This window comes from Marinobacter panjinensis (assembly GCF_005298175.1).
Classification (GTDB): Bacteria; Pseudomonadota; Gammaproteobacteria; order Pseudomonadales; family Oleiphilaceae; genus Marinobacter; species Marinobacter panjinensis.
Genome location: NZ_SZYH01000001.1, coordinates 3,121,563 through 3,145,851, shown reverse-complemented (window position 1 = coordinate 3,145,851; position 24,289 = coordinate 3,121,563). Strand labels below are relative to the sequence as shown.

Sequence of the window (24,289 nt, the reverse complement as noted above, 5' to 3'; positions counted from 1 at the left end):
TGAATGTGACTGATCTTTCCCTGCTGCAGATTTTCCTAGCCAACCTTGCCCTGCTGGCCGGTTCCTGTCTGCAGGGAGTGGCAGGTTATGGCATTGGAACCCTGGCTGCACCGCTGCTTTTTCTGATCAGCCCCGTACTGGTGCCGGCGCCACTGGTGCTTAATGCGGTAGTGCTGACAATTTTCATGGTGTTGCGAAACCGGGGTGCGCTGCAGATACGGGAAGTGCGCTTTGCCATCGGTGGCGGGGTTGCCGGGATGTTCCTGGCCGGGGTCACGTTGATGCTGATCTCACCCAAGGGATTCGAGCTGGTGTTCGGCATACTCATCCTTATGGGCGTACTGCTCAGCGTGGCCGGTTTACGGCCGGCTCTGAATGCCCGTAACAGCGTTCTGGCCGGGGCCGCCTCAACCTACATGGGAACCATCACTGCCGTTGGGGGGCCACCGATTGCGTTGATCTACCAGAACCAGAAAGGCCCGTTGGTGCGAGCCAATATGTCGGCGTTCTTTCTGGTGGCGAGCTTTTTCAGCATTGCCGCCCTGCTGGCATCCGGCTACCTGGGACAGCGGGAACTGCAATTGTTTGCAGTCACCTTCCCGGGAGTATTGACAGGATTCTGGCTTTCCGGAAAGCTGGTCAATCGCATGCCCTTTGACGGGCTGAGGCCCGTTATCCTGGGCATTGCGGCTGTGGCTGGCATAGCAGCGCTGGTTCGCGGCCTGATGTCGTTATAACAGGTAACTCTACTGACTCTACTCCGCCCACAAGCGTGCCCGGAAGCGGCTCTGTTTCCACAGAACGGCAATCCAGATCGCATGCAGGTTGATCAGGAATGCCAGCACCCACTCGAAGGCATCGTCTATCTGGCCATAGATCTCCGGCACTACGGCGGTGAGGATAACCGACAGTATGCCAACCGCCAGCGCCAGTTCGCACAGCCACAACAGGTGCTTACCGCTGTGGTGCCATCGCGGATGCCCCATCAATGCCGAACTGATCAGCAACTGTGCAATGAAAGTGAGCGAGAAATACAGCACCACGCCGATCCGACGGGTCAGGTTGAACGCGTCTCCTGCATGGCCGAGCGCCAGAGTATAGGCCGCCAGCGATACACAGGCGACAAAGCCCAGCCAGGGAATCCAGGGGCGACCGCGGCTGGTCGCGCCCAGCTGCAGAAGCCAGCGGCCGTTCAGAAACCAGAACAAGATGCCGAGAATCGCCGCCGGCAGCATGGTGCCCTTGAAAATAAAATAGCTGCTCCCGTAACGGCCGGTACGGCTGATGCTGGTACAGCTGTCCCAATATGGGATGCACCAGGAAATATGACCTTCCAGAACCGATACGGCGAAGGTCACGTGAATGGTCACCAAAGGCGTCAAGGCAGCGGCCATGGCCAGCCACCAGAGCGGAATTCCGTTTTTGCCGTTGTTCATGGCGCTCTCCCCGCTCCATCAGGCATTGCGTCCCGTTACAGCATTTGACAATGTTTTAAAAAATCGCGCGATACACTGAAGCAGTATTCACCCATACTTTAGTCATAGTGCTAGAAGTGTGACCAGGGTGCCGTTTGGTCAGCATGCCATTTCCGGTTTTGAGACGCTGCATTATGCACACGGCCCGTCAGGACATCATAGAGACTGAAATCCCTGTATCCCAGCTGAAGATCGGGATGCATGTCGTTCGTCTGGATCGGCCATGGGAAGAAACAGACTTCCTGCTTCAGGGTTTTATCCTCCAGAACGAAGAGGACGTGCTTGCTGTTCAGCAACAGTGCGAAACGGTCGTTGTGGAAGGGCGGGTGGATGTTGCACCGGAAAAGCCCACCTCACCTGACACCTCAAAATCGTCATCGTCGGTTCCCAAACGCAAAGTCACCTACATCAACAAGGTCGACGCCAGCCGTGAAATGGCCGCGGCAAGAACAAGCTACACAGACGCCAAGGCCACCGCAAAGAACATCATGTCCAGCCTGCGGCTTGGTCGCACACTTGAGATGAACCAGATTCACCAGGTGGTGGATAGCTGTGTGGACAGTGTGCTGCGAAATGACAACGCCCTGCTGCTGCTTACCAAGATCAAAAACAAGGACGAATACACTGCCGAACACTGCATCAACGTGTCTATCCTTTCAGCGGCATTCGCCAAGCACTTGGGGCTACTGGAAGGAGAGATTCGAACTGTCGCCCTGTGTGGACTGCTGCACGATGTGGGCAAGATGCGCATTGACGATGACATCCTGAACAAACCCGGCGCCCTCACACCCGAAGAATTCGCAGTGATGAAAAATCACACTACCTTCGGACGGGACGTGCTGGCAGCCCTGCCCCGGCTCGCCCATTCGGCGGTTGACGTCGCCTATTCACATCACGAACGGATGGACGGCAAAGGCTATCCGCGAGGACTGGCCGGGCACCAGATTCCGTTGTTTGCAAAAATTGTGGGGCTGGTAGACACCTACGATGCCATCACCAGCTCGCGGGTTTACGACAGGGGCCGCGCTTCAATGGAAGCGCTGCAGATCATTCACCGCAATAAAAGCACCCAGTTTGATGCAGGCCTGGCGGTAGAATTCATCCGCATGATCGGCGTTTACCCGCCAGGCTCAATCGTGGAAATGACCAACGAGGAAGTAGGCATTGTGGTCACCACTCACACTACCAGCAAACTCAAACCCCGGGTTCTGCTGGTGCGTGACGCGCTCAAGCAGCCACTGGCCACCTTCCGCGAAGTGGACCTCCTGAAAGGCGTTCCCGACAGTGCCGGGCAACCCTATAAGATTGCCCGGGAAGTGCCGGACGAAAGCTACGGCATTGTGATGAAGGATTTTATTGAACAGGGCATTCTCAACCGCAAGGCTCCCGAAATCTCAGCCCCGGTCGATGACGGCCATGGTAAGCCTTGAGATACAGGTCAGCTTACCTTCCTCGTTTTCCAGCCGTATTTCCCAGACCTGCGTAGTGCCGCCAATGTGAACGGGCCGTGCCGTACCGTAGACCCAGCCGTTGGTGACGGAACGAATATGGTTGGCGTTGATATCCAGCCCCACCGCAATCTGGTTTTCCTTACGCAGGCAATAGTTGGCAGCCATGCTGCCCAGCGTCTCCGCCAGCACGACCGATGACCCACCATGCAGGATGCCAAATGGCTGCACCGTGCGCTCGTCCACGGGAATACGGCCAATCAGGTAGTCGTCACCAATTTCCACGAATTCAATGCCCATGGTTGCGACAGCCGTGTTCTTGCTGCCCTCAGTCATATGCTCAAGAATGGGAATGCTGCGGGTCCATATTGCCATGGGGGTACTGCCTCCGGATGTCGGTAAATAAGCGAGCGTTAAAACCGAGTTTATACAGTTAGGCTGCGAACGACTATTGCAAATTTGTTCACGCTGTGTGGCGGGCGCTGAAATTGTCGGCAGTGATGTCTGGAGGCAGGAACCACAAATCATTCCGATCCGGTGTCATTTACTGGCGTGGTCCCGATAGCCCATCACCAACTTGTCGTAAGTGCCATCCTGCCTGATCTGCTCAAACGTCTGAGTGACCTGATCCTGCAGCGAGAGCACGGGCGAATTTTTTGCAATGGCAATATACGAATGCTCACCGGGCACCTGATAGGGCGATTCAGAGACATCAATACCCAGTTGACTGACGGTATGGCGACCCACCAGCTCGGGGGCAACCACCACGTCAACACGGCCCATTGCCAGCATTTGCATCAGGTTTTCATAGCGTGCAATCGGCTCTCTGGTAAGCTCTTCATCGGTGTCGAACTTTTCAAAATAGCTGGCACCGGCGAGTACGCCAATTCTTTTGCCGTAAAGGTCGTCGTACTCCGTGATCCGGTTTTTGTCATGGTAATAGAAAAACAGTTTCCGTTCCGGCGGAAAAGCCGGCGCCACAAAGGCCATCATCTTTTCCCGCTCCTCGGTTTTCAGGGGGCCGAGCATGACGTCCACCTTGCCCTCTTCCATCATCAGCAGCACCCGGCGAAACGGGGCTTCAACGTAATGCACTTCCCAGCCAGTCCTGTCGGCGATTTCATTGAATATGTCGACATAAAGGCCGGTGACGCCCTCGTCGCCCACAATCCGGTACGGAGGAGCATGGTTAATGCCCACGGTTATCGAATGCCCCTCATCCTCGGCAGATGTCGGTGGAGCCACCAGAAACAGAGCTGCCATGAAGCAAGAAACAAGAAGACGCAATGTGCAGATCCTTCCATGAGATTATTATGAAGACCGTAATTCTGAATTCTGATTCAGTATTTTATCCATGATCACTGAAAGTATAGTCGATATACAGTAAGGGACATCCGCAGCATCTGTTTGATATCTGCCGCCGTAAATAAAGGCTCACAGTTGATTTACCGAGCTATCGTCGCAACAAAGGTTGTATAAGGCAGTAATACCGAATTCATTCCCCGAATCAAAAGGACAGACCGGATGAAAGTACTGATGGTTCTTACTTCGCACGATCAAATGGGCGACACCGGACACAAGACCGGCTTCTGGCTGGAAGAGTTCACCGCACCCTATTATGTCTTCAGGGATGCCGGCGCAGACATCACCATTGCCTCGCCCAAAGGCGGCCAGCCGCCGGTTGACCCCAACAGCGAAACAGACGAGGCGCTGACCGAAACCACGCGCCGCTTTGAGCAGGATGCCCACGCCAAAGAAGCCCTGGCCAGCACGAAGAAACTGGCGGATGTGGATATGAACGAGTTTGACGCCCTGTTTTATCCCGGCGGCCACGGCCCGATGTGGGATCTGGTGAATGACGATAAATCCATTGCACTGATTAAGACGGCGTACGAACAGGACAAGGTTATCGGCGCCGTATGCCACGCGCCATCCGTGTTCAAGAAGGTTGAAATCAAGCCTGGACAGAACATCGTAGGCGGCCGTGAAGTGACCGGTTTCAGCAACAGCGAAGAGGAAGCCGTGGGCTTGAGCGGTGTTGTACCCTTCCTGCTGGAAGACATGCTGAAGGAAAACACCGCCACCTACTCCAAAGGTGACGACTGGGCGCCACACATTGTGGTGGACGGCAAACTGATCACCGGCCAGAACCCCGCCTCCTCCGAAGGCGCGGCCAAGGCCGTGGTACAGGCGCTTCAGGCAGGCTGAAAACCCTCCTGACGGCTATTCCCCGGCGTGACTGACAAGCACGCCGGGGGCTCCCACCTCAAGTAGTTCCCTTATGGATGACGGTACCGCGGTCTTCGTCATTCTGGAGGGCTGAATCAGCACATAAGTGATATCCGCCTCCGCCACCAGACGTTCCTCTGCGTAACGGTAGAACTCCAGATGCAGCGTGAACGAGGTGTTGCCTATGCGCCCTGCCTTTATTCTCGCCTCCAGAACATCATCAAAACGCGCCGGTGCCCGGTAGTTCACCGTTAGGCTCACCACCTGGATGTCGAGATCCTGATCCAGAAGGTTCTGATAGTCGCCGAACAGGGTGCGGATGTATTCGTTGACGGATATGTCCACGTAGTCCGCGTAGCGGGCGTTGAAGACGACGCTCTGGGCATCGCATTCGCCGTAGCGGACGCGGAAACGGAAGCGGAATGGCTGGTTGGTCATGAGATTACTCTGGTCAGCAAGGCAGTAACGGTAGACGTATAGGGTGCCTCGAAAAAACTGACCAGATCAAATAATTCGTCGATGTCTTAATGAATCAGACATCCTTCCGGCGCTCATATTGCCGCAACCGGCTGTAGAGCGTCTTCATGCTGCCCCCAGAATGTTAGCTGCTTTTTTTCACTTAGGTTTCAGGGCATTGGTTGGGGGAGGCCACGATTCGTACAACGGCCTCCATTTCACTGTCAGCGCCGACAGGAGATGGAGGCAGGCTCCAGAACCAAGGATACAATGGATAACTGAAGGTAGTCGGCTAGCGACAATTCGCTAGCCGACTGGCGGGCGCCAGTTCTCAGAAGTGAATAACCGACCGGATGCTCTTGCCCTCATGCATCAACTCGAAGGCTTCGTTGATGTCTTCAAGAGGCATGTTGTGGGTAATAAACACATCCAGCGGAATATCCCCCTTCTCGGCTTTTTCCACATAGCCCGGCAGTTCGGTACGGCCTTTGACACCGCCGAAAGCCGAGCCTTTCCAGACCCGGCCGGTCACCAGCTGGAACGGGCGGGTACGGATTTCCTCGCCGGCGCCGGCCACTCCGATGATGATGGATTCACCCCAACCCTTGTGGCAGCATTCCAGCGCCGAACGCATCACATCCACATTGCCGATGCACTCGAAGGAATAGTCCACGCCGCCATCGGTCATTTCAATAATCACTTCCTGGATCGGCTTGTCGTAATCCTTGGGATTGACCACATCGGTGGCGCCCAGCTGTTTCGCGATGTCGAATTTGCCGGGGTTGATGTCGATAGCGATGATGCGGCTGGCCTTGGCCATCGTGGCGCCGATGATGGCGGCCAGACCGATTCCACCGAGGCCGAAGATGGCCACGGTTGCGCCCTCTTCCACTTTGGCGGTGTTCAGTACCGCGCCAATGCCGGTGGTAACACCACAGCCCAGCAGGCAGACTTTCTCCAGCGGTGCTTCCTTGGGAATTTTCGCCAGGGAGACTTCCGGCAGAACGGTGTATTCGGAAAAGGTGGAGCAGCCCATGTAGTGGTAAATGGGTTCACCCTTGTAGGAAAAGCGAGAGGTACCATCCGGCATCACGCCCTTGCCCTGGGTTTCACGAACGGCACCGCACAGGTTGGTCTTGCCGGAGGTGCAGAACTTGCACTTTCCGCACTCTGCTGTGTACAGGGGAATGACATGGTCTCCCACTTCCAGGGACGTCACACCTTCGCCGACAGCTTCAACAATGCCACCGCCTTCATGCCCCAGGATGGCCGGAAAGTTGCCTTCGGAATCGGCACCGGAAAGGGTGTAGGCATCGGTATGACACACGCCCGTGGCAACAATACGCACCAGCACTTCCCCTTTCTGGGGTGGGGCAACATCCACTTCTACAATTTCCAGCGGTTTATTGGGGGCAAACGCCACCGCAGCACGGGATTTAATCACTGGCAGACTCCTTGAACGCAATTCGGAATGAAATATCTCGGGTTTTACGGGTTTGACGTATTGTAGACGACCGGTCTATTATAACAACCATGACATCGAACGACACGCGCAATCACATCATCCACACCGGTGCCGACCTGATTGGCCAGAAAGGCTTTGGTGCCACGGGCATCAACGCCGTGCTGACCACTGCCGGTGTACCCAAGGGGTCGTTCTACCATTATTTTAGCAGTAAGAACGATTTCGGGTTGGCTGTCATCGACACCTTTGCGCAGGAATACGACACCAAACTGGATCGGATCCTCAACGACGGCAGCCGCTCCTGCGTGGATCGCCTGCGTGCCTACTTCGATAGCGGCCTGGAAACCATGACCAGCGGCGAATTCACCCGCGGCTGCCTGATCGGCAATCTTGGCCAGGAATTGGCTGGGCAGAACGAAACCTTCCGCAAACACCTGGATACAGTGTTCCAGGGCTGGGAAAAGCGCTTTGAGCGCTGTATTGAGGAAGCCCGGCAGGCAGGGGATGTGGATGCAACCATCAACCCCACCGATGTTGCCAGCTTCCTGCTTTCCGGCTGGGAAGGCGCCATTCTCAGGGCCAAGGTGCTGAAGTCCACGGAACCCATGGAGCGGTTTGTGCGGGTTTTCTTCCGCCAATGCCTTGGTGTTGCCTGAATAAACTGCCGCTATTTTTTTCGCTTACGACTAGTAGACTGGTCTAATTAAATCCAATGAATTCTGAAGGAAAATCATTCATGAACAACGTAAACGATGCGCTTTTTCAACCCTGCGAACTCGGCACACTGACACTCCCCAACCGTGTGCTGATGTCACCCCTTACCCGTGCCCGGGCCAGTCAGCCGGGGGATGTGCCGAATGACATGAACGCCCGCTATTACCAGCAGCGCGCCGGCGCCGGCCTGATCATCAGCGAGGCCACCCAGGTATCGCCCCAGGGTAAAGGCTATGCGTTCACCCCCGGCATCCATTCCCCGGAACAGGTTGAGGGCTGGCGCAAGGTCACCGGAGCCGTGCACATGGCGGGAGGGCGAATTCATGCCCAGCTATGGCACGTCGGCCGTATCTCCCACACCGCCCTGCAGCCAGACGGCAACAAGCCGGTGGCACCGTCCGCGATCAAACCCGAAGGCGCAAAGACCTTCATCAGTGCCGACTCGGGCATGGTGGATGTACCAGAGCCACGGGCGCTGGAAGCAAGCGAAATGGCGGATATCGTTGAGCAGTTTCGCCAGGGTGCCCTCAACGCCAAAGAGGCCGGGTTTGACGGGGTTGAAGTCCATGCTGCCAATGGCTACCTGCTGGACCAGTTCCTCAAGAGCGGCAGCAACCAGCGTAACGACGAGTTTGGCGGTTCCGTGGAAAACCGGATGCGCCTGCCGTTGATGGTGATTGAAGCCGTGGTCAATGTCTGGGGCAAGGACAAAGTTGGCGTTCGTGTCAGCCCGACGGGCAGCTTTAACGCCATGGTTGACGAAAATCCCGTGGAAACCTTTGGCGCATTCGCCAAACGCCTGAACGATCTGGGCATTGCCTATATCGAGGTGGTTGAGGATTCCTTCCAGGGCAACCACGCCAACGGCCGCCCGGAAGAGGTGATCGATGCCATCCAGGCCGGATTCAAGGGCACCTATATTGCCAACGGTGCCTACACCGCTGAAGAAGCCCGTAAGCGTATCGGCAGTGGCCGTTGCGACCTGGTGACCTTTGGTCGTCTGTTTATCGCCAATCCGGACCTGCCGGACCGCTTCCGCCAGCATGCCGAACTGAACAGATGGGATGACAGTACCTTCTATGGCGGCGATGAGCGCGGCTATACCGATTATCCGACGCTGAAAGAGCTCGAAACCAGCGCTTGAATTGAAAAATGAACTCAACCAGGAGTAACTCTATGAGTAACACCAACGATCCGATTAACCAGAAGGTTGTGATTATTACCGGTGCCAGCAGTGGTCTCGGTGAGGCCACTGCACGCCGCTTGGCGGGCAGAGGCGCAAAACTGGTGCTCGCCGCCCGTCGTGACGACCGCCTGAAAGCTCTGACTGAGGACCTGAAAGCCGAAGGAGCCGAGGTCATATGGCAAACAACCGACGTCACTGACCGCAAACAGGTGGAAGCTCTGGCCGCCCTCGCAAAAAAGACCTTCGGCAGAATCGATGTGCTGATCAACAACGCTGGCCTGATGCCTTTGGCACCGCTGGATGCCCTGAAGGTCGATGAGTGGGAACAGATGGTGGACGTCAACATCAAAGGCGTGATGTATGGAATCGCCGCTGTACTGCCAACCATGCGCGAGCAACACAGTGGGCACGTCATCAACCTGTCGTCCGTCGCCGGCCACAAAGTGTTTCCGGGCGCCGCCGTCTATTGCGCGACCAAATACGCGGTAAAAGCTCTGTCGGAAGGCCTGCGCATGGAAGCCGGTGACGAGATCCGTAGTACTAACATCTCGCCGGGTGCAGTCGCTACCGAGCTCACTAGCACCATCACCGATCCCGACGCCAAGAAGGCAGCGGAAGAGCTCTACGAGGTGGCGATTGATTCGGACGCCGTAGCCCGGGCCATTGTTTACGCTATCGAACAGCCCGCCGACGTCGATATCAACGAAATCATCCTGAGGCCAACCGCCCAGGAATTGTAAGACCTGTACGCTTGTGTATAACTGTCGCAACGCCGCCTTCCAATTGGCGGCGTTGCTGCATCAGTTTCAAAGACTTCCCCTCCCTCCCGCACCAATCGTTGCACCTCAAAACTCAATATCATTCAGGCAAATCTGGTTGTCCGGTTTGAAATCGCCGGAAATCTGGACTAACCATTAATATGTATCTGGAATAACTGCATCTACTGATTTTTGAGTGGCAGAACGAAGTATTCAGATTTACAACAAGCCACTGAATGCACCCATTGGGGGAGAGCAGGCTCATGAATCATAAATTTTCCCGCAGGAAGTTTCTAAGGAACTCTTTACTCGGCACCGGCGCAATGACCCTTGGTTTTCCAGCGTTGAACGTTAACGCGCAAGAGCACAACATTCGGGTTGGTGTCGTTACTTCGTTATCAGGCGCAAATCGTTTCGGCGGTAACCTGACACGCCGGGGCTACGATCTATGGGCCGAAGAAATCAACAAGCTTGGAGGCATCGAGATTGAGGGAAAGCGATATCCCGTGGAAATGTTCTATGGTGATGCCCAATCACGACCCGCTTCCGGTGCGGATGCCGCCGAAAGGCTGATCATCCAGGACGAAGTCGATGTCCTGTTCGGGCCCTATACCTCCGGTGTCACCCTCGCAGTACAACCCATCAGCCAGAAATACAGGGTGCCAATGATCTCCGGTTCCGCAGAGTCTCCGAATGTCTGGCTGGCAAAGCCGGCTTTCAATTTCGGCATGATTCCCGCTGTAGATCTCACCACTGATAAATCCATGGTAGTACTGGCGGAAAACCTTGGCGACCGGGCAACAACCGCTTCGGTTATCGGGGTTGATGAACCCTTCTCCAAGGAAACGGCAGAAGGCTTCCGCAAAGGTGTTGAGGAGTCGGGGCTGGAGCTCCTGAGTTACGAGCTGTTTCCCGCCGGCTCTGATCTCTCCGCCATTATATCCAAGCTGAAGTCGAGCAACCCGGATATTGTGGCTGTAGGAGGGCATGAAGATATCTTTATCAATTTTGTAAGTACGGCGAAGGCGCTGAATTACAAGCCCAAGGCCCTGATCATGCACTACGGTGTGACATCAGCAGCCTTTATTAAGGAAACCGGGACCGAATCAAACGGCATTCTCGGCGTCTCCGTGTGGACTGAAGGTTTACCTTACAAGGACGAACTGTTCGGAACCGCCAGCGACTATTCAGAACTGTCCTTTTCCCGGTGGGGAACACGGCCGGATTACACCGAAGCGGCCTGTTCAGCCAGCGGCCTGGTGCTGCAGGACGCTGCACGCCGGCTCGGAAAGGCGCCACCTTGGGATCAGGGAACCCGTGCGGAACTCGCCAAGGCCATTGAAGATACCGACATTGAAACCTTCTACGGCCCAGTGGGGTTTGCCAAGGAAGGCAGCCACTACCACAACAATACCAAGCCAGTGCCGGCTGTCGTTCAGATCAAGAGCGGCGATATTGTGCCAGTGGCTCCGGAAAATGCGTCCAAGGGAGAGCTTGTTTACCCAATCCCCGGCACTTCATGACACACCGCCGGATGTAAAGTCGCCGACAGTTCTCCCGATGAGAAGGCTGTCGGCGACGGTAACAAGCGTGGATGACAAGCTTGGCTGAGGAGCACCGGATTGGACCTTTTCCTTCAGACACTTGTAAACGGCATCCTGATCGGCGGCATCCTGATTTGCCTGACCATCGGATTCCAACTGACCTTCGGCGTGCTCCATGTGATCGACTTTGCTGTCGGGGGCTGGACCATGCTCGGCGGCTACACCGCCTATTGGCTGGTAACGCTGGCCGGCATTGATCCCTTCATCAGCATTTTCCTGGTTTTCGCGCTATTTCTGCTGATCGGTCGTGGGCTTGGCCCGCTGATTTACCATGTCAGAACCAGTCGGTATGCGCGACCTGACCTGATGGCACTGGCTTTTACTTTCGGCATATTCCTGTTCATGCGTGGAGGCGCCCTCTGGCTCTGGTCCTACAACAGCCGGAGCGTCGATTCTGTTTTGTCGGGTCAGTTCCTTAGCCTGGGCCCGGTGACCATTCCCCTGATGCGATTGTCTGCCTTTATCCTGGCGATGATGTTCAGCCTGGGGCTGTTTATTCTGCTCTACCGGAGTCGCTTTGGCATGGCCGTCAGGGCGCTTGCGCAAAACCACGACCATGCCGGCTTGATGGGGGTTGACGTAAAACGGGTTTCCGCCTGGGTATATGGTATTTATACCGCTTTGACAGCATCCGCCGGGGTACTGATTGCAACCATCTATTCCGTCAACCCCAGCGTCGGCATCCGCTACACACTCTTTGCATTCTTTGTCGCCGTGCTCGCCGGTCTCGGTTCGGTTGGTGGCGTTCTTGTCGCCGGCCTGGCTCTCGGCCTGCTTGAAGCCTATGTCGCCACCTATATTGGGGCCCGGTACTCCCTGCTGATTGTTTTCGGAACCCTGTACCTTGTCCTTCTGGTCGCACCCAAAGGAGTTCTGGGCCGTGGCATCTAAACCTGTTCTGACCCCGAAACTCATCGTCCGGACACTCCTGTTTGGCGCCATTGTGATCGCCCTTGCGGTATTGCCCGCCTTAATTGACTCTTACACTCTGAGAATTGCCACCGGGGCTCTTATGTGGGCGGGTCTGGCCTGTGCCTGGAACATTGTGGGGGGGTACGCCGGGTATATCAGCTTCGGGCACTCGGCATTCTTCGGAATCGGCGCCTACACCACGGCCATACTGATGCAATCCAATATTGGCGCCTCGTTTTTTGTTACCCTGCTGCCTGCGATCCTCCTGTCCATCGCAGTCGCTGTGGTCATTGGCGGGCCGACCATGCGACTCAGGGGCGCCTATTTTGCCATCGCAACCTGGGCGTTCGCCGAAATGCTGATGCAACTGGTCACGGTGCTCGACTTTACAGGTGGCACAGCCGGGCTCTCGCTGCCTGCCTACCTCAACGAGTTTTTCTTCTACTACATCATGCTGATCGCATCAGCGGCCAGCTTCATCGGAGTCTGGTTATTAATCGAACGCTCACGCTTCGGATTCAGAATCAAGGCATTGCGGGACGACGAGCCGGCCGCCGAGTCGCTGGGCATCAGGACAAACCTGGTCAAGGTCCAGTCCTTTGCCCTTTCGGCAGCCATCACCGCGCTTTTCGGAAGCATCTACGCCTACTGGACAACTTATATAGATCCACATTCCGTCATGGGGCCTGAGATTACCGACCAGATGGTTGTCATGGTTCTTCTCGGCGGGCTTGGAACCGTCTGGGGCCCGGCCCTTGGCGCGGTATTGCTCTGGATCACCAATCGTTACATCTGGTCGACGTTCGGGGACACCGTCATATATCTCCCAGTACTCGGCATTATTATAGCGCTGGTGGTTCTATTCCTTCCCAACGGATTGATCAGCCTTATCGTGGGTCGCCAACGCGGCAAGGAACTTATTTCCAGAATTCTCGGCAAACTTTAGGAGAGGGCTTCTGATGTCATCTGCGTCCCGCAAAGCCGAGTCACCAGAGTATCCGCCGCTGGCCATCGAGTCAGTTAGCAAGCACTTTGGAGGCATTACCGCAGTCGACGACGTGTCACTCTCCGCCGATGTGGGTGAAGTCGTCGGGGTTATCGGCCCCAATGGCAGCGGCAAGTCGACGCTGTTCAGCCTCGCCGCAGGTGGCCAGAAGCCTGACGCCGGAAAGATACGTTTGCAGGGCATCGACGTTACTGGCTGGCCTACCTGGAAAATCGCCCGTACCGGCATAAGCAGAACCTTTCAGATTCCTTCCCTGTTTCTCAACATGACGGTCAGGGACAACCTGTTGGCGGCAGCCGTCGAAGGGGACTGGAAGCGTGCCCGCGAGAGGATGGAACGTACTCTGGAGATGCTGGAGATCAGCCACGTGGTCGACAACCTGGCCTCGGAGCTTTCCGGCGGTCAGCAGAAACTGGTGGAATTCGGGCGGGTCTGCGTGCGGGACCCGAAAGTCATTTTGCTCGATGAAGTCACTGCTGGCGTGCATCCCAACATTCGTCAGATAATTCTGGACGCCATACAGCGTTTACGAAAAACCGGCATCACTTTCCTGATCATCGAACATGACATGGAAATGGTAAAAGAAATCTGCGAGCGGCTTGTGGTGATGGATCAGGGCAAAGTGGTGGCGGAAGGCGATTTCGAAACCATCGCCAGCGACAGCAATGTCCAACAAGCCTACCTGGGGCGTACATGAGCAACGAGCTGAGAGTCGACAATCTGGTCACCGGTTACGGCAAACAGGAGATCGTGCATGACATCTCCATCTCTGCACCGCCAGGACAGATAACCTGTATTTTCGGACCCAATGGCAGCGGAAAGTCCACAGTCATAAAGGCTATTGCCGGTCTCCTGCCAGCCTGGTCCGGGCGGATAACACTTGGCGATACCGAGCTCACCGGATTACCGGTTCACAACATGGTGAGCAAAGGCATTGTGATGATGCCTCAGGGCGGGGGTGTGTTTCCACGATTTACCGTCATGGAAAATCTCAGGATGGGTGGGTATGCGCTAAACAACAAGCAGCTCATCGAAGAACGCATTGAATCGTTGATTGCTGATTACCCGAACCTGCAGCGTCGCAGAAATACCCCGGCGGGCTCACTGTCAGGCGGGGAACAGATGATGGTGGCCATCGCCCGCGCCCTCGTAACAGACCCTGCTTTCGTGATGCTCGACGAGCCCTCGGCCGGGCTCTCGCCCGCGCTGGTTCACGAAACCATGGAGAGAGTCGTCGGCCTCAAGGAGCGAGGGGTCGGCGTCATCATGGTGGAGCAGAATATTCGTGAAGCTTTACCCGTCGCCGACAGTGTTTATATCTTTGCGGGTGGCAAACGTAAATTTGCAGGTACACAAGAGGACATCAGGGACGACAATCATTTGATGTCAATCTATATGGGGGGCACCTGAAGGGAATCACTGCAATCTCGCCGAGACAATCTATTCCCATCGACACAACGTACCATTCCCCATCCATATCTGTCGGTGAGGTTCTCTGATCTTGTCCACCCTCTACTGGTTTACACGGGACTTGCGAATGCACGATAACGCAGCCCTGCTGGCCGCCTCAAAGGCGGACATGCTGCTGTGCGTGTACGTGGTCAATCCACGCTGGTTTGCGCCGGGCCCATTCCAGTGCAAAACCATGGGTAATCATCGTTGGCGCTTTCTATGGCAAAGCCTGACGGCGCTGGAACGCAGCCTCAGATCGCTGGGGCAACGGTTGCACATTGCCTTTGGCGATCCTGAAGAGGTAATCCCGGAACTGGTGCATAACCATCGGATCGGGCGTGTGGTACGCTCCCGCCTCCCCGGCACCCGGGAAGCCGGTCAGTGGCGGGCCATCAAGGAACAGCTGCCGGAAACGGTGTTCCAGCAGTTCGAAACCCTGAGTCTGTTCACTGAAGGTTCCCTGCCCATGGCGCTGGAGAGCCTGCCGGAGACTTTTTCAGGGTTCCGCAAGCAGGTAGAAAAGACCGGCGAGCGTAATTCGGGGAAGCTGCGCATACGCACGCTAACGGCCTTGCCGCCCGCGCCCGGCTATCCGGAAGACAATCGGGGTGCCTGCCCTGCCATTCCCGAATCCCGGCACCCGGCTCAGTTTACTGGTGGTGAGTCCGCCGGCCTGGAACGGCTCCACGACTACCTGTTCGTCAACCACCACATTGATTCCTACAAGGAAACCCGTAACGCGCTGGACGACACCGAGGCATCTTCCCGCTTGTCGCCCTGGCTGGCGAACGGCTCACTCTCCATCCGCGAAGTCGCGGACACCATCAGCGAGTATGAAGAGAAGCACGTCAAAAACGACTCCACTTACTGGCTGTGGTTCGAATTGTTATGGCGGGAGTATTTTCACTGGTATGCCCTGAAACATGGCTCTTACCTGTTTCGCCGGGATGGAATTAAGCAGAGAAAGCGCTCCGCCTCTTTCTACCCTCATCGTTTCAAGGCCTGGTGCGCGGGCAGCACCGAATACCCGTTGGTAAATGCAGCCATGAACCAGCTGCGGGAAACCGGGTACATCAGCAACCGCAGTCGACAGATCGTCGCCAGTTGCCTGGTGAACGAACTGGAACTGGACTGGCGCTACGGCGCCGCCTGGTTTGAAGAGCAACTGGTGGATTACGACGTTGCCAGCAATTATGGCAACTGGCAGTACCAGGCCGGAGTTGGCGCCGACCCCAGGGGACCAAGGCACTTCAACCTTGAGAAACAGGCGCAACAGTTCGACCCTGATGGTATGTTTGTGAAGCGCTGGAATGGGAACGCGGCGCAACCGGTTGGCCTTCACCTGGTTGATGCCGCCGACTGGCCAGTGGGATACTGACGGTTCAATCCCGACAGGACACGACCGACCATGACAACTCCCCATCAGGCCCTGGCCCGCATTATCGACACCTGCCAACCCGGTACTCTGGTTGTCTGCGGCAAGGTAGCCGGCCAGGTGGGCGATCACTGGTGCCATCATCACAGCGAGTCCGCGATGACAACCCTGGACACAGACGCCCCCAACGATGCCTTCCCGCTATCCGAAACCCAGGACCTGGCGCTGGTGACCGACACCCTGGAACACCTGAGCCATGAACAGGGGGAAATCCTGCTGGGCCAGCTTCGCAACTACGGCACTCACCAGATCGCAGTGGTAGTGGCAGGCAGCCCCCAGTGGGCATTTACCGACTTCATCGGGCTGGGCTTTCGCCGCCAGGCAGAGCTGGGAGATGAAACCAACCCGTTAACCCTTTACACCTACAACATCGACAGCTACAACCACAAACGCGCCTGGAACAACCCCGACAATTGGGCCAACCCGGAAATGTGGGGCAAGGCCTGGTGGTAAAACCACTACAGTAATACGTCGGATTACTTTACATATCCGAAAATCACACACAGATAAAAACCGATAGTCAACTGAAATCGAAAGCTTTTTCTGAAATGGCACCCAATCTGCTTACTTTTTATACATGCCATGTGCATACCCATGAAATGTCAGATTGAGGTAATCCAATGAACAAGTATTCCAGTTCTCTTCTTGCTGGTGCAGTTGCACTTGCTTTCTCCGGAGCAGCCAATGCTGTAGTGATTGAAGCCTCTGCCGCAGGCGTCATGACCACCAATGTCGCTGATGCGACCGTTATAGACTTTAATGATGGCACCTGTGGACCGGCAAGCTGCTCTGGCCAGTTCAGTATCGTGAGTGGCTCCACCGGACAGAATGCTGCACCTCCGGGAGTTGTGGACAACTACCTGACCGTCCCCAACCCCGATAGCAATGGTACTGCCAGCGTGAGCCTCGGAATGACGTCGAATTACTATGGCCTTTACTGGGGCTCTATTGATACCTATAACAGCATATCCTTCCTGCTGAACGGTTTGTTGGTAGATAGCTTTACCGGCACCCAGATTGCTGCCGTAATCCCCGGAAGTGCAGACGGTAACCAGAGTTCTGACAGCACGAACCGTTACATCAACTTCTTCTTCGGAAGTGAATTGTTCAACGAAGTCCAGCTGAGCAGCACCAACTACGCCTTCGAGAGCGACAACCATGCCTATGCCAGAGTACCAGAGCCCGGCACCCTGGCATTATTCAGCCTTGGCCTGGCCGGCCTTGTGTATACCCGTCGCCGTAAATCCGCCTGATTCTGCACTAGCGTAACAAGCTGGGGGCACTGATCAAGTGCCCCAGCTTTCGTTATACCTGCGATGCGATCACTCCCAGATTGCGCCTGCAGGCATCGAGATAGGATGCGCCGAACAGGTTGTAGTGGTTGAGGGTGTGATAAAGGTTATAGATAGCCCGCTTGGTAACGTAAACCCCCGTTCTTGGATAAATGCGATCATAGGCGCGGTAAAAAGCCGTTGAAAAACCACCAAAGAGCTCCGTAATGGCGATGTCTGCTTCCCGGTCACCGTAATAGACCGCAGGATCAATCAGCCAGGGGCCGGTGGTGTCGAACAGCACATTGCCGGACCAGAGGTCACCATGAAGCAGGCTGGGGTGTTCACAGTGCGCATTCAGGAACTGCGCCAGAGCATCGCCTTTTGTCCTGAGCACAGCTTCGAACTCCTCCTTCACCTGCCGGTTACGAATCATCCCCACCTGTACACCGAGGCGATCTTCGAGGAAAAAGTCGCCCCAGTCGTCCGTCAGGCGATTCTTCTGTGGCGACAACCCGATCATGTTGTCATCTTCAAACCCGTAGTGTGGCTGGCGAACCGCATGCATGCGGGCAAGCCCCTCGCCCAGCATTGCCATGGTTGCCTCGGTTGCCGGACCGGGGTTTATCCGCGGAATAACCAGCTCCTGTTCCGAGACGGATGTCACCTCCGGCACACGTAACTCGGTAACACCGGCGGTTTTAAGGGTGTCTGCCAATACCTCAAGGCCCTTGGCCTCGTAGAACAGCGCATCGGGAAAGGACGTGGAATTGTGTTTGATGAAATCGATCATACAGTCAGTATAACCACGATAAGGAAACACCCCGCAAACCCCTTGGCTTTATCACAGCTTTGATGGACTATGGGTCGGGAAATGTACTTCAATTTAGGTAACAACCAATGGCAACATTCAGCGAATACAAGGCTAACGAACAGATGGATACCGAGGCCGCCAAGGTTCGCCGCGATGACCTTGCCGATCTGCTTCGCCGTCAGAAGGCTATCGAGGAGAAGGTGAGAAAAAGCGGCAAGCTGCGCCGTTTCGGCACCGATGTCCGCCTGATGTTTTCCATGGTCGGTGACTATTGGCAGGGGAATTACCGGAACGTACCGTGGAAAAGCATTGCAGCCATCGCCGGGGCTCTTATCTATGTACTTAACCCCCTGGACCTGATTCCGGACCTGCTTCTGGGGATTGGCTTCCTGGACGACGCCGGTGTCGTGGCCGCTTGCCTGGCCTTCGTGGAATCGGACCTGCTTCGTTACGCTGCCTGGTCGGAGCAATCCGAGCAGGGGCCCACCACAATAGTGCAAGACCACCAATAACGCACAATATCAGGGCGCCGGCGACCACGATTCTTCCGCCGGGCGCACTTATATCGGGCGGAAATTTCCCCTAATCTGTTACCCTTCCTGGCATTGCATCAAAACGGAACACTCCTTGCTTGTTGTGCACGCTATCAATGCACAACCAGGAGCAACCAACCCGTGGATATCACGAGTGCAGTACATACTCTGACCGAAAGCGCCAACACCCTCTTCATTCTTATCGGTGCCATTATGGTACTGGCCATGCACGCCGGCTTCGCCTTCCTGGAAGTGGGTACCGTGCGCCACAAGAACCAGGTAAATGCCCTGGTGAAGATCATGACGGATTTCGGCATCTCCGCCGTTGCCTATTTCTTTATCGGTTACTACATCGCCTATGGCAGCCACTTCATGGCCAGCGCCACAGAGCTGACAGCCGCCAACGGCTACGACCTGGTCAAGTTCTTCTTCCTGATGACCTTCGCCGCTGCCATACCCGCCATTGTTTCCGGCGGCATTGCCGAGCGCGCAAAATTTTACCCGATGCTGATCGCCTCCGGGCTGATTGTGGCGTTCGTGTATCCCTTCTTTGAAGGCATGATCTGGAACGGCAATTACGGCTTCCAGGCCTGGCTGGAGAACCAGTTTGGTGCAGCATTCCACGACTTTGCCGGCTCCGTTGTCGTGCACGCTGTCGGTGGCTGGATTGCCCTGGCTGCGGTATTGCTGTTAGGAGCGCGCAACGGACGCTATCGCAACGGCCGGGTGGTGGCCTTTGCGCCCTCCAATATTCCCTTCCTCGCCCTCGGCGCCTGGATTCTTACCGTGGGCTGGTTCGGCTTTAACGTGATGTCGGCCCAGACCCTGGATGGCATCAGCGGCCTGGTGGCGGTAAACAGCCTGATGGCCATGGTCGGTGGCGTGCTGATAGCCATGCTGGTGGGCCGTAAGGACCCGGGTTTTATCCACAACGGGCCGCTCGCCGGCCTGGTGGCCGTATGCGCCGGCTCGGACCTGATGCACCCGGTTGGTGCACTGATCACCGGGGGTATTGCCGGTGCGATCTTCGTCTACATGTTTGAATGGGCCCAGGACAAAATCGAACGCCTGGACGACGTACTGGGTGTCTGGCCCCTGCACGGTGTTTGTGGTGTCTGGGGTGCTGTTGCAGCCGGCATCTTCGGCCAGGAAGCCTTTGGTGGCCTGGGTGGCGTCAGCCTGATGTCCCAGATCATTGGCGCGGTTGCCGGCGTTGTCGTGGCCTTTGTCGGCGGCCTGATCGTCTACGGCATCGTCAGCGCCATCTCCGGGCTGCGCCTGACCGATGAAGAAGAATTCAACGGTGCAGACGTCAGCATTCACCGCATTGGTGCGACATCGCTGGAATAAGCCCTGGCTGTCAGCCGCCATAGGGGCGGCTGACAGTATCTTTTATTGACACATTCTCCCTCCTGGCCTTTTCTTAAATAGCCCGCCCTGGCCAAAACCGCACTTCCGGCGCCAGAGTGGCCTGGCTTTTGCTATTCCTTTTTTGAATGGGAACGGCTGGATACCGACTCTTCACATCCGGTGGAGGGCGTGTTCAGGAGAGGGTCATGGTTATGCTGATACAAACCCCACCCGAGGGTATTTACGACGAGCTGTTCGACGAAGATAACCGGGTACGGCCCAGTTGCCGGATGCTGGAAGACTGGCTGATCAAGTCCGACGAGGACCTGCTCGCCGAGAAACGCCGCGAGGCGGACGTGCTTTTCCAGCGCCTGGGCATCACCTTTAACGTGTATGGCGAAGACCAGGGCGCCGACCGCCTGATCCCCTTTGACCTGATTCCCCGCGTGATTTCTGCCACCGACTGGCAGCGGATGCAGGCCGGGCTAAGACAGCGGGTTCAGGCCCTGAACCGCTTCCTGTTCGACATCTACCACGATTTCGACATTATCCGCGCCGGGGTCATCAACGCTGAACAGGTGTTTGCCAACCCCCAGTACCAGCCCGGCATGCAGAACCTGAAACTGCCCAGGAACCTCTATTCCCACATCGCCGGCATAGACCTGATCCGCCATAACGACGGTGATTTCTATGTGCTGGAAGACAACCTGCGCTGCCCCAGTGGTGTGTCCTACATGCTGGAAAACCGCCGCATGATGATGCGACTGTTTCCGGAGTTGTTTGCCCAGGCGCCGGTTGCGCCGGTGGAGCACTACCCGGCACTGCTCGGGGAAACGCTTCGCGCCGCCTCCCTCAAGCCTAACCCCACGGTAGTGGTGCTCACCCCCGGGCGTTTTAACAGCGCCTACTTCGAGCACGCCTTCCTGGCACGCCAGATGGGCATCGAACTGGTAGAAGGCGCCGATCTGTTCATTCGCCAAAACAAGGTCTACATGAAGACCACCATCGGCCCCCAGCAGGTGGACGTGATTTACCGACGGATTGACGATGATTTCCTCGACCCCCTGGCCGGTAATCCCGACTCCATGCTCGGCGTGCCAGGCCTGTATGCGGCCTACCGCAGCGGTAACGTGGTTTTGGCCAATGCCATGGGCACCGGCGTGGCAGACGACAAGTCCATCTACCCCTACGTGCCGGACATGATCCGCTTCTACCTGGGGGAAGAACCCATCCTGAAGAACGTACCCACCTGGCAGTGCCGCAAACCCAAGGACCTGCAGTACGTGCTGGACAACCTTCCCGATCTGGTGGTCAAGGAAACCCAGGGCGCGGGCGGCTACGGCATGCTGATTGGCCCCAGGGCCAGCAAGAAGGAACTCAGCCACTTCCGCAGCCTGCTGAAAGCCCGGCCTGAAAACTACATCGCCCAGCCCACCCTGAGCCTGTCCACTTGTCCCACTTTTGTGGATGAAGGCGTGGCACCCCGACACCTGGACCTGCGGCCCTTTGTGCTCTCAGGCAAAAAGGTACAGATGGTGCCCGGTGGCCTGACGCGGGTGGCACTGAAAGCTGGATCACTGGTGGTGAACTCGTCCCAGGGCGGCGGCACCAAAGACACCTGGGTACTGGAGGGCGACGAATGCTGAGCCGCGCCGCATCAAGTCTGTTCTGGATGGCCCGCTATCTGGAGCGGGCCGAAACCCAGGCCCGTTTACTGGACGTCAGCCTGACCATGGCACTGATTGACGTGCCGGAAGACCGTGAGGAGCAGCTATCCGTGCCTCTGCTGGTTACTGGCACCCGGGAGGTGTTCGACGAACTGTACAACGACATCACGCCCCAGAACCTGATCGATTTCCTGGTTCTGGACGACCGCCATCCTGCCAGCGTGTTCAGCGTTATACGCAGCGCCCGGGACAACGCCTTGCACATTCGGGGTAATCTCTCAGCGGACGTGTGGGAGAGCATCAATCTGGCCTGGATGGAACTGAAGGAGCTGCGCCACAAGGGCGTCTCCGAGTCCAACGCTAGCCGGGTGTTCGACTGGACCCGGGAACGCTCCCACGTGTTCCGGGGTGCTGCCTACGGCACCCTGTTGCGTAACGATGCCTTCCACTTTCTGCGTCTGGGTACCTTTATCGAACGGGCCGACACCACCGCAAGGGTTCTGGATATCCGCCATCACATGGCCACCAAATCCCTTGAAGGCCACCCCACGCAATCGTTCTTCGAGTGGACCGCCCTGCTGCACTCACTGGCCGCCTTCGAGGCCTACCAGCATACCTACGGCCACAACATCGAGCCCATGAACGTGGCAGAACTGCTGATTCTCAAACCGGATGTACCGCGCTCGCTGCGGGCGTGCCTGCAGGAAATTGCGAGCCTGCTGGAGCAGATCCAGAGTGGTGATGCCCGCCGGGCCAGGCGCCTTGCCTCCAGCCTGTATGCCAACATCCACTATGGCGACCGGGAATACATTGAAGAGCGAGGCCTGCACGAATATCTGACCGACTTCCTGGAACGCATCCAGCGCATTTCCGGCCAGATCCAGAAGGACTACATGGGGTGGAAACAATGAAACTGAACATCCGCCACGACACAACCTATACCTACGATGCGCCAATGCACAACAGCATCCAGTACCTGCGCCTGACACCCCGCAACACGCCACAACAGCGAATCCTGGAGTGGCACGTGAGCGCCCCGGGGGAAACCAGCCAGATGATCGACGGCTTCGGCAACCAGGTTACTGTCATGACCATGGACAAGACGGTCTCGAAGATCACCCTGACCGCCGAAGGCGTGGTTGACCTGACCGGCAAACCACTGACCCGGGACGATTCACCCTTCCCGCCGGAAGTGTTCCTGCGCCACACCCCACTGACGGAAGCCGACAAGGCCATCAAGGCATTCGCCAGCCAGTTTTCCCCCAACAAGCGCAGCCTGGTAAGGATGATGAACCGCATCCTGGAGCACATTCAGTTCCTGCCCGGCGCCACCACCGTGACCCACACCGCCGCCGAGGCCTTCAAACAGAAAGCCGGGGTGTGCCAGGACCACACCCATATCTTCATATCCTGCTGCCGCCACATCGGGGTTCCGGTGCGTTACGTCAGTGGCTACATACACACCTTCAGCGACGACCACCTGGCCACCCACGCCTGGGCAGAGGCGTGGCTGGGCCGCAACTGGCATACCTTTGATGTGGTGAACCTGCTCAATGTAGCGGAAAGCCATATCAAGCTGGCAACGGGCCTGGATTACCGGGATGCCGCGCCGGTACGAGGCATTCGCAGTGGCGGCGGCATGGAGAGTCTGCAGACCCGCGCCTGGGTGACCAAAGCCGGGGACAGCCAGTAACAAAAAGCTTTGCAAAATCGACACATCACCCCATGTATTCTGCGGTGAAAGGGGTAAACTGGCCGGATTCCGAATCACCCGAGGGTAGCCCGATGACTTATTGTGTGGCGATGCGGCTGGCCGATGGCCTGGTGTTCGCGTCTGACTCCCGCACCAATGCGGGTTTTGACCAGATCTCGACCTTCCGCAAAATGCATGTCTTTGAGCAGCCGGGCGAGCGGGAGCTGGTAATTCTGTCCGCCGGCAATCTCGCCACCAGCCAGAGTGTGGTCAGCCTGCTGGAAAAGCGCGCCGGCTCCGAGGTGCCCAACGTTTTTTCCACGGTCTCCATGTTCGAGACCGCGGAGATTGTCGGCAAGACCATTCGCGAAGTTATCCATCGGGACAACCCGGAGGGCAAGATCAACCACGTGGATTTCAGTTGCTCGCTGATCCTGGGCGGCCAGATTCGCGGCGAAGAAGCGCGGCTGTTCAACATCTACCCGGAAGGCAACTTCATCGAAGCCACCCGAGAGACCCCCTATTTCCAGATTGGCGAGTCAAAGTACGGCAAGCCGATTCTTGACCGGGTGGTGAACTACCAGTCCTCCCTGGACCGGGCGTACCAGTGCGCCCTGATCTCCTTCGACTCCACCATGAAAAGCAATCTGTCGGTAGGCATGCCGCTGGACGTGGCCATCTATCGTAATAATGAACTGAAGCCCTGTTTCACCGACCGGGTGGACGAACACAACGACTACTTCCAGCAACTCCGCCAGCAATGGCATCAGGGCATCCAGGAGCTGGTAACCGGCCTCCAACCACCAGTCATCCGCTGATAC

26 protein-coding genes are annotated in these 24,289 nt (G+C 56.7%); 20 read left to right on the top strand and 6 right to left on the bottom strand.

Annotated features, from left to right (window positions below; genetic code table 11):
* Positions 1–5: 5 nt before the first annotated feature.
* Positions 6–737 (top strand): sulfite exporter TauE/SafE family protein, encoded by a 732-nt coding sequence (locus FDP08_RS14405; RefSeq protein ID WP_137436818.1) that lies wholly within the window; start codon positions 6–8, stop codon positions 735–737.
* Between the two features lie 18 nt (positions 738–755).
* On the opposite strand, the gene FDP08_RS14400 is transcribed toward FDP08_RS14405, so the two are convergent.
* Entirely contained in the window at positions 756–1,436 is a 681-nt protein-coding gene (locus FDP08_RS14400; RefSeq protein WP_137436817.1) for a hypothetical protein, read from the bottom strand.
* Positions 1,437–1,609: 173 nt separating this feature from the next.
* Between FDP08_RS14400 and FDP08_RS14395 the strand changes: the two genes are divergently transcribed.
* Positions 1,610–2,905: a cyclic di-GMP phosphodiesterase gene (locus tag FDP08_RS14395; protein WP_137436816.1), complete on the top strand. Its 1,296-nt coding sequence runs from the start codon at positions 1,610–1,612 to the stop codon at positions 2,903–2,905.
* Here the strand turns inward: FDP08_RS14395 and FDP08_RS14390 are convergent.
* Positions 2,870–3,298 (bottom strand): hotdog fold thioesterase, encoded by a 429-nt coding sequence (locus FDP08_RS14390; RefSeq protein WP_137436815.1) that lies wholly within the window; start codon positions 3,296–3,298, stop codon positions 2,870–2,872. The two genes, FDP08_RS14395 and FDP08_RS14390, sit on opposite strands and share 36 nt — an antisense overlap.
* 165 nt (positions 3,299–3,463) lie before the next feature.
* Positions 3,464–4,186: a substrate-binding periplasmic protein gene (locus FDP08_RS14385; RefSeq protein WP_137436814.1), complete on the bottom strand. Its 723-nt coding sequence runs from the start codon at positions 4,184–4,186 to the stop codon at positions 3,464–3,466.
* Positions 4,187–4,447: 261 nt separating this feature from the next.
* On the opposite strand from FDP08_RS14385, the gene FDP08_RS14380 reads away from it, so the two are divergent.
* A complete protein-coding gene (locus tag FDP08_RS14380; RefSeq protein WP_137436813.1) occupies positions 4,448–5,131 on the top strand; it encodes a type 1 glutamine amidotransferase domain-containing protein in 684 nt (227 codons plus the stop codon).
* A gap of 15 nt (positions 5,132–5,146) precedes the next feature.
* Here FDP08_RS14380 and FDP08_RS14375 read toward each other — a convergent pair whose 3' ends face one another.
* Together FDP08_RS14375 and FDP08_RS14370 are read right to left on the bottom strand one after the other, a co-directional pair.
* A complete protein-coding gene (locus FDP08_RS14375) occupies positions 5,147–5,590 on the bottom strand; it encodes an acyl-CoA thioesterase (protein WP_137436812.1) in 444 nt (147 codons plus the stop codon).
* 349 nt (positions 5,591–5,939) lie between these two features.
* Positions 5,940–7,052, bottom strand: a complete 1,113-nt coding sequence (locus FDP08_RS14370; RefSeq protein ID WP_137436811.1) for an S-(hydroxymethyl)glutathione dehydrogenase/class III alcohol dehydrogenase — start codon at positions 7,050–7,052, stop codon at positions 5,940–5,942.
* A gap of 89 nt (positions 7,053–7,141) precedes the next feature.
* On the opposite strand from FDP08_RS14370, the gene FDP08_RS14365 reads away from it, so the two are divergent.
* The 11 genes from FDP08_RS14365 (at position 7,142) to FDP08_RS14315 (ending at position 17,393) form a co-directional block, all read left to right on the top strand.
* On the top strand, positions 7,142–7,729 hold the full coding sequence (locus tag FDP08_RS14365; protein WP_137436810.1) for a TetR/AcrR family transcriptional regulator: 588 nt from the start codon (positions 7,142–7,144) through the stop codon (positions 7,727–7,729).
* 80 nt (positions 7,730–7,809) lie between these two features.
* Positions 7,810–8,931 carry an alkene reductase gene (locus tag FDP08_RS14360; protein WP_137436809.1) on the top strand — a complete coding sequence of 374 codons (1,122 nt, stop codon included), beginning with the start codon at positions 7,810–7,812 and terminating at the stop codon, positions 8,929–8,931.
* Between the two features lie 32 nt (positions 8,932–8,963).
* The gene (locus FDP08_RS14355) at positions 8,964–9,713 is read left to right on the top strand and encodes an SDR family oxidoreductase (protein ID WP_137436808.1); all 750 of its coding nucleotides are present in this window, start codon (positions 8,964–8,966) and stop codon (positions 9,711–9,713) included.
* Positions 9,714–9,994: 281 nt separating this feature from the next.
* Positions 9,995–11,254, top strand: coding sequence for an amino acid ABC transporter substrate-binding protein (locus FDP08_RS14350; protein ID WP_137436807.1), 1,260 nt, complete (start codon positions 9,995–9,997; stop codon positions 11,252–11,254).
* A gap of 99 nt (positions 11,255–11,353) precedes the next feature.
* Positions 11,354–12,226: a branched-chain amino acid ABC transporter permease gene (locus tag FDP08_RS14345; protein ID WP_137436806.1), complete on the top strand. Its 873-nt coding sequence runs from the start codon at positions 11,354–11,356 to the stop codon at positions 12,224–12,226.
* Positions 12,216–13,193, top strand: coding sequence for a branched-chain amino acid ABC transporter permease (locus tag FDP08_RS14340; protein ID WP_137436805.1), 978 nt, complete (start codon positions 12,216–12,218; stop codon positions 13,191–13,193). Before FDP08_RS14345 ends, FDP08_RS14340 begins: the two co-directional genes overlap by 11 nt.
* A 13-nt stretch (positions 13,194–13,206) precedes the next feature.
* A complete protein-coding gene (locus FDP08_RS14335; protein ID WP_137436804.1) occupies positions 13,207–13,950 on the top strand; it encodes an ABC transporter ATP-binding protein in 744 nt (247 codons plus the stop codon).
* Positions 13,947–14,663, top strand: a complete 717-nt coding sequence (locus FDP08_RS14330; protein WP_137436803.1) for an ABC transporter ATP-binding protein — start codon at positions 13,947–13,949, stop codon at positions 14,661–14,663. The genes FDP08_RS14335 and FDP08_RS14330 overlap by 4 nt, the downstream gene beginning before the upstream one ends.
* A 91-nt stretch (positions 14,664–14,754) precedes the next feature.
* A complete protein-coding gene (locus tag FDP08_RS14325; RefSeq protein ID WP_137436802.1) occupies positions 14,755–16,083 on the top strand; it encodes a DASH family cryptochrome in 1,329 nt (442 codons plus the stop codon).
* Between the two features lie 30 nt (positions 16,084–16,113).
* Entirely contained in the window at positions 16,114–16,593 is a 480-nt protein-coding gene (locus tag FDP08_RS14320) for a DUF6231 family protein (RefSeq protein ID WP_137436801.1), read from the top strand.
* Positions 16,594–16,760: 167 nt separating this feature from the next.
* Positions 16,761–17,393, top strand: coding sequence for an Npun_F0296 family exosortase-dependent surface protein (locus tag FDP08_RS14315; protein ID WP_137436800.1), 633 nt, complete (start codon positions 16,761–16,763; stop codon positions 17,391–17,393).
* 52 nt (positions 17,394–17,445) lie between these two features.
* Here FDP08_RS14315 and FDP08_RS14310 read toward each other — a convergent pair whose 3' ends face one another.
* Complete coding sequence (locus FDP08_RS14310) at positions 17,446–18,204, bottom strand: fructosamine kinase family protein (RefSeq protein ID WP_137436799.1); 759 nt, start codon at positions 18,202–18,204, stop codon at positions 17,446–17,448.
* Between the two features lie 107 nt (positions 18,205–18,311).
* Between FDP08_RS14310 and FDP08_RS14305 the strand changes: the two genes are divergently transcribed.
* The 6 genes from FDP08_RS14305 (at position 18,312) to FDP08_RS14280 (ending at position 24,286) form a co-directional block, all read left to right on the top strand.
* On the top strand, positions 18,312–18,737 hold the full coding sequence (locus FDP08_RS14305) for a YkvA family protein (RefSeq protein WP_137436798.1): 426 nt from the start codon (positions 18,312–18,314) through the stop codon (positions 18,735–18,737).
* A 162-nt stretch (positions 18,738–18,899) separates the two neighbouring features.
* Positions 18,900–20,108, top strand: coding sequence for an ammonium transporter (locus FDP08_RS14300; RefSeq protein ID WP_137436797.1), 1,209 nt, complete (start codon positions 18,900–18,902; stop codon positions 20,106–20,108).
* 212 nt (positions 20,109–20,320) lie between these two features.
* Complete coding sequence (locus tag FDP08_RS14295; protein WP_206077295.1) at positions 20,321–21,754, top strand: circularly permuted type 2 ATP-grasp protein; 1,434 nt, start codon at positions 20,321–20,323, stop codon at positions 21,752–21,754.
* Positions 21,748–22,686, top strand: coding sequence for an alpha-E domain-containing protein (locus FDP08_RS14290; RefSeq protein ID WP_137436795.1), 939 nt, complete (start codon positions 21,748–21,750; stop codon positions 22,684–22,686). The genes FDP08_RS14295 and FDP08_RS14290 overlap by 7 nt, the downstream gene beginning before the upstream one ends.
* A complete protein-coding gene (locus FDP08_RS14285; RefSeq protein WP_137436794.1) occupies positions 22,683–23,468 on the top strand; it encodes a transglutaminase family protein in 786 nt (261 codons plus the stop codon). The genes FDP08_RS14290 and FDP08_RS14285 overlap by 4 nt, the downstream gene beginning before the upstream one ends.
* Positions 23,469–23,560: 92 nt before the next feature.
* Positions 23,561–24,286, top strand: a complete 726-nt coding sequence (locus FDP08_RS14280) for a proteasome-type protease (RefSeq protein ID WP_137436793.1) — start codon at positions 23,561–23,563, stop codon at positions 24,284–24,286.
* The last annotated feature ends 3 nt before the right edge of the window (positions 24,287–24,289 follow it).

Excerpts from the sequence above, each read along its gene's own strand:
- FDP08_RS14400 (WP_137436817.1), bottom strand. The coding sequence starts at position 1,436 with ATGAACAACGGCAAAAACGGAATTCCGCTCTGGTGGCTGGCCATGGCC.
- FDP08_RS14395 (WP_137436816.1), top strand. The coding sequence starts at position 1,610 with ATGCACACGGCCCGTCAGGACATCATAGAGACTGAAATCCCTGTATCC.
- FDP08_RS14390 (WP_137436815.1), bottom strand. The coding sequence starts at position 3,298 with ATGGCAATATGGACCCGCAGCATTCCCATTCTTGAGCATATGACTGAG.
- FDP08_RS14385 (WP_137436814.1), bottom strand. The coding sequence starts at position 4,186 with ATGGCAGCTCTGTTTCTGGTGGCTCCACCGACATCTGCCGAGGATGAG.
- FDP08_RS14380 (WP_137436813.1), top strand. The coding sequence starts at position 4,448 with ATGAAAGTACTGATGGTTCTTACTTCGCACGATCAAATGGGCGACACC.
- FDP08_RS14375 (WP_137436812.1), bottom strand. The coding sequence starts at position 5,590 with ATGACCAACCAGCCATTCCGCTTCCGTTTCCGCGTCCGCTACGGCGAA.
- FDP08_RS14365 (WP_137436810.1), top strand. The coding sequence starts at position 7,142 with ATGACATCGAACGACACGCGCAATCACATCATCCACACCGGTGCCGAC.
- FDP08_RS14360 (WP_137436809.1), top strand. The coding sequence starts at position 7,810 with ATGAACAACGTAAACGATGCGCTTTTTCAACCCTGCGAACTCGGCACA.
- FDP08_RS14355 (WP_137436808.1), top strand. The coding sequence starts at position 8,964 with ATGAGTAACACCAACGATCCGATTAACCAGAAGGTTGTGATTATTACC.
- FDP08_RS14350 (WP_137436807.1), top strand. The coding sequence starts at position 9,995 with ATGAATCATAAATTTTCCCGCAGGAAGTTTCTAAGGAACTCTTTACTC.
- FDP08_RS14335 (WP_137436804.1), top strand. The coding sequence starts at position 13,207 with ATGTCATCTGCGTCCCGCAAAGCCGAGTCACCAGAGTATCCGCCGCTG.
- FDP08_RS14330 (WP_137436803.1), top strand. The coding sequence starts at position 13,947 with ATGAGCAACGAGCTGAGAGTCGACAATCTGGTCACCGGTTACGGCAAA.
- FDP08_RS14320 (WP_137436801.1), top strand. The coding sequence starts at position 16,114 with ATGACAACTCCCCATCAGGCCCTGGCCCGCATTATCGACACCTGCCAA.
- FDP08_RS14315 (WP_137436800.1), top strand. The coding sequence starts at position 16,761 with ATGAACAAGTATTCCAGTTCTCTTCTTGCTGGTGCAGTTGCACTTGCT.
- FDP08_RS14310 (WP_137436799.1), bottom strand. The coding sequence starts at position 18,204 with ATGATCGATTTCATCAAACACAATTCCACGTCCTTTCCCGATGCGCTG.
- FDP08_RS14305 (WP_137436798.1), top strand. The coding sequence starts at position 18,312 with ATGGCAACATTCAGCGAATACAAGGCTAACGAACAGATGGATACCGAG.
- FDP08_RS14295 (WP_206077295.1), top strand. The coding sequence starts at position 20,321 with ATGCTGATACAAACCCCACCCGAGGGTATTTACGACGAGCTGTTCGAC.
- FDP08_RS14290 (WP_137436795.1), top strand. The coding sequence starts at position 21,748 with ATGCTGAGCCGCGCCGCATCAAGTCTGTTCTGGATGGCCCGCTATCTG.
- FDP08_RS14285 (WP_137436794.1), top strand. The coding sequence starts at position 22,683 with ATGAAACTGAACATCCGCCACGACACAACCTATACCTACGATGCGCCA.
- FDP08_RS14280 (WP_137436793.1), top strand. The coding sequence starts at position 23,561 with ATGACTTATTGTGTGGCGATGCGGCTGGCCGATGGCCTGGTGTTCGCG.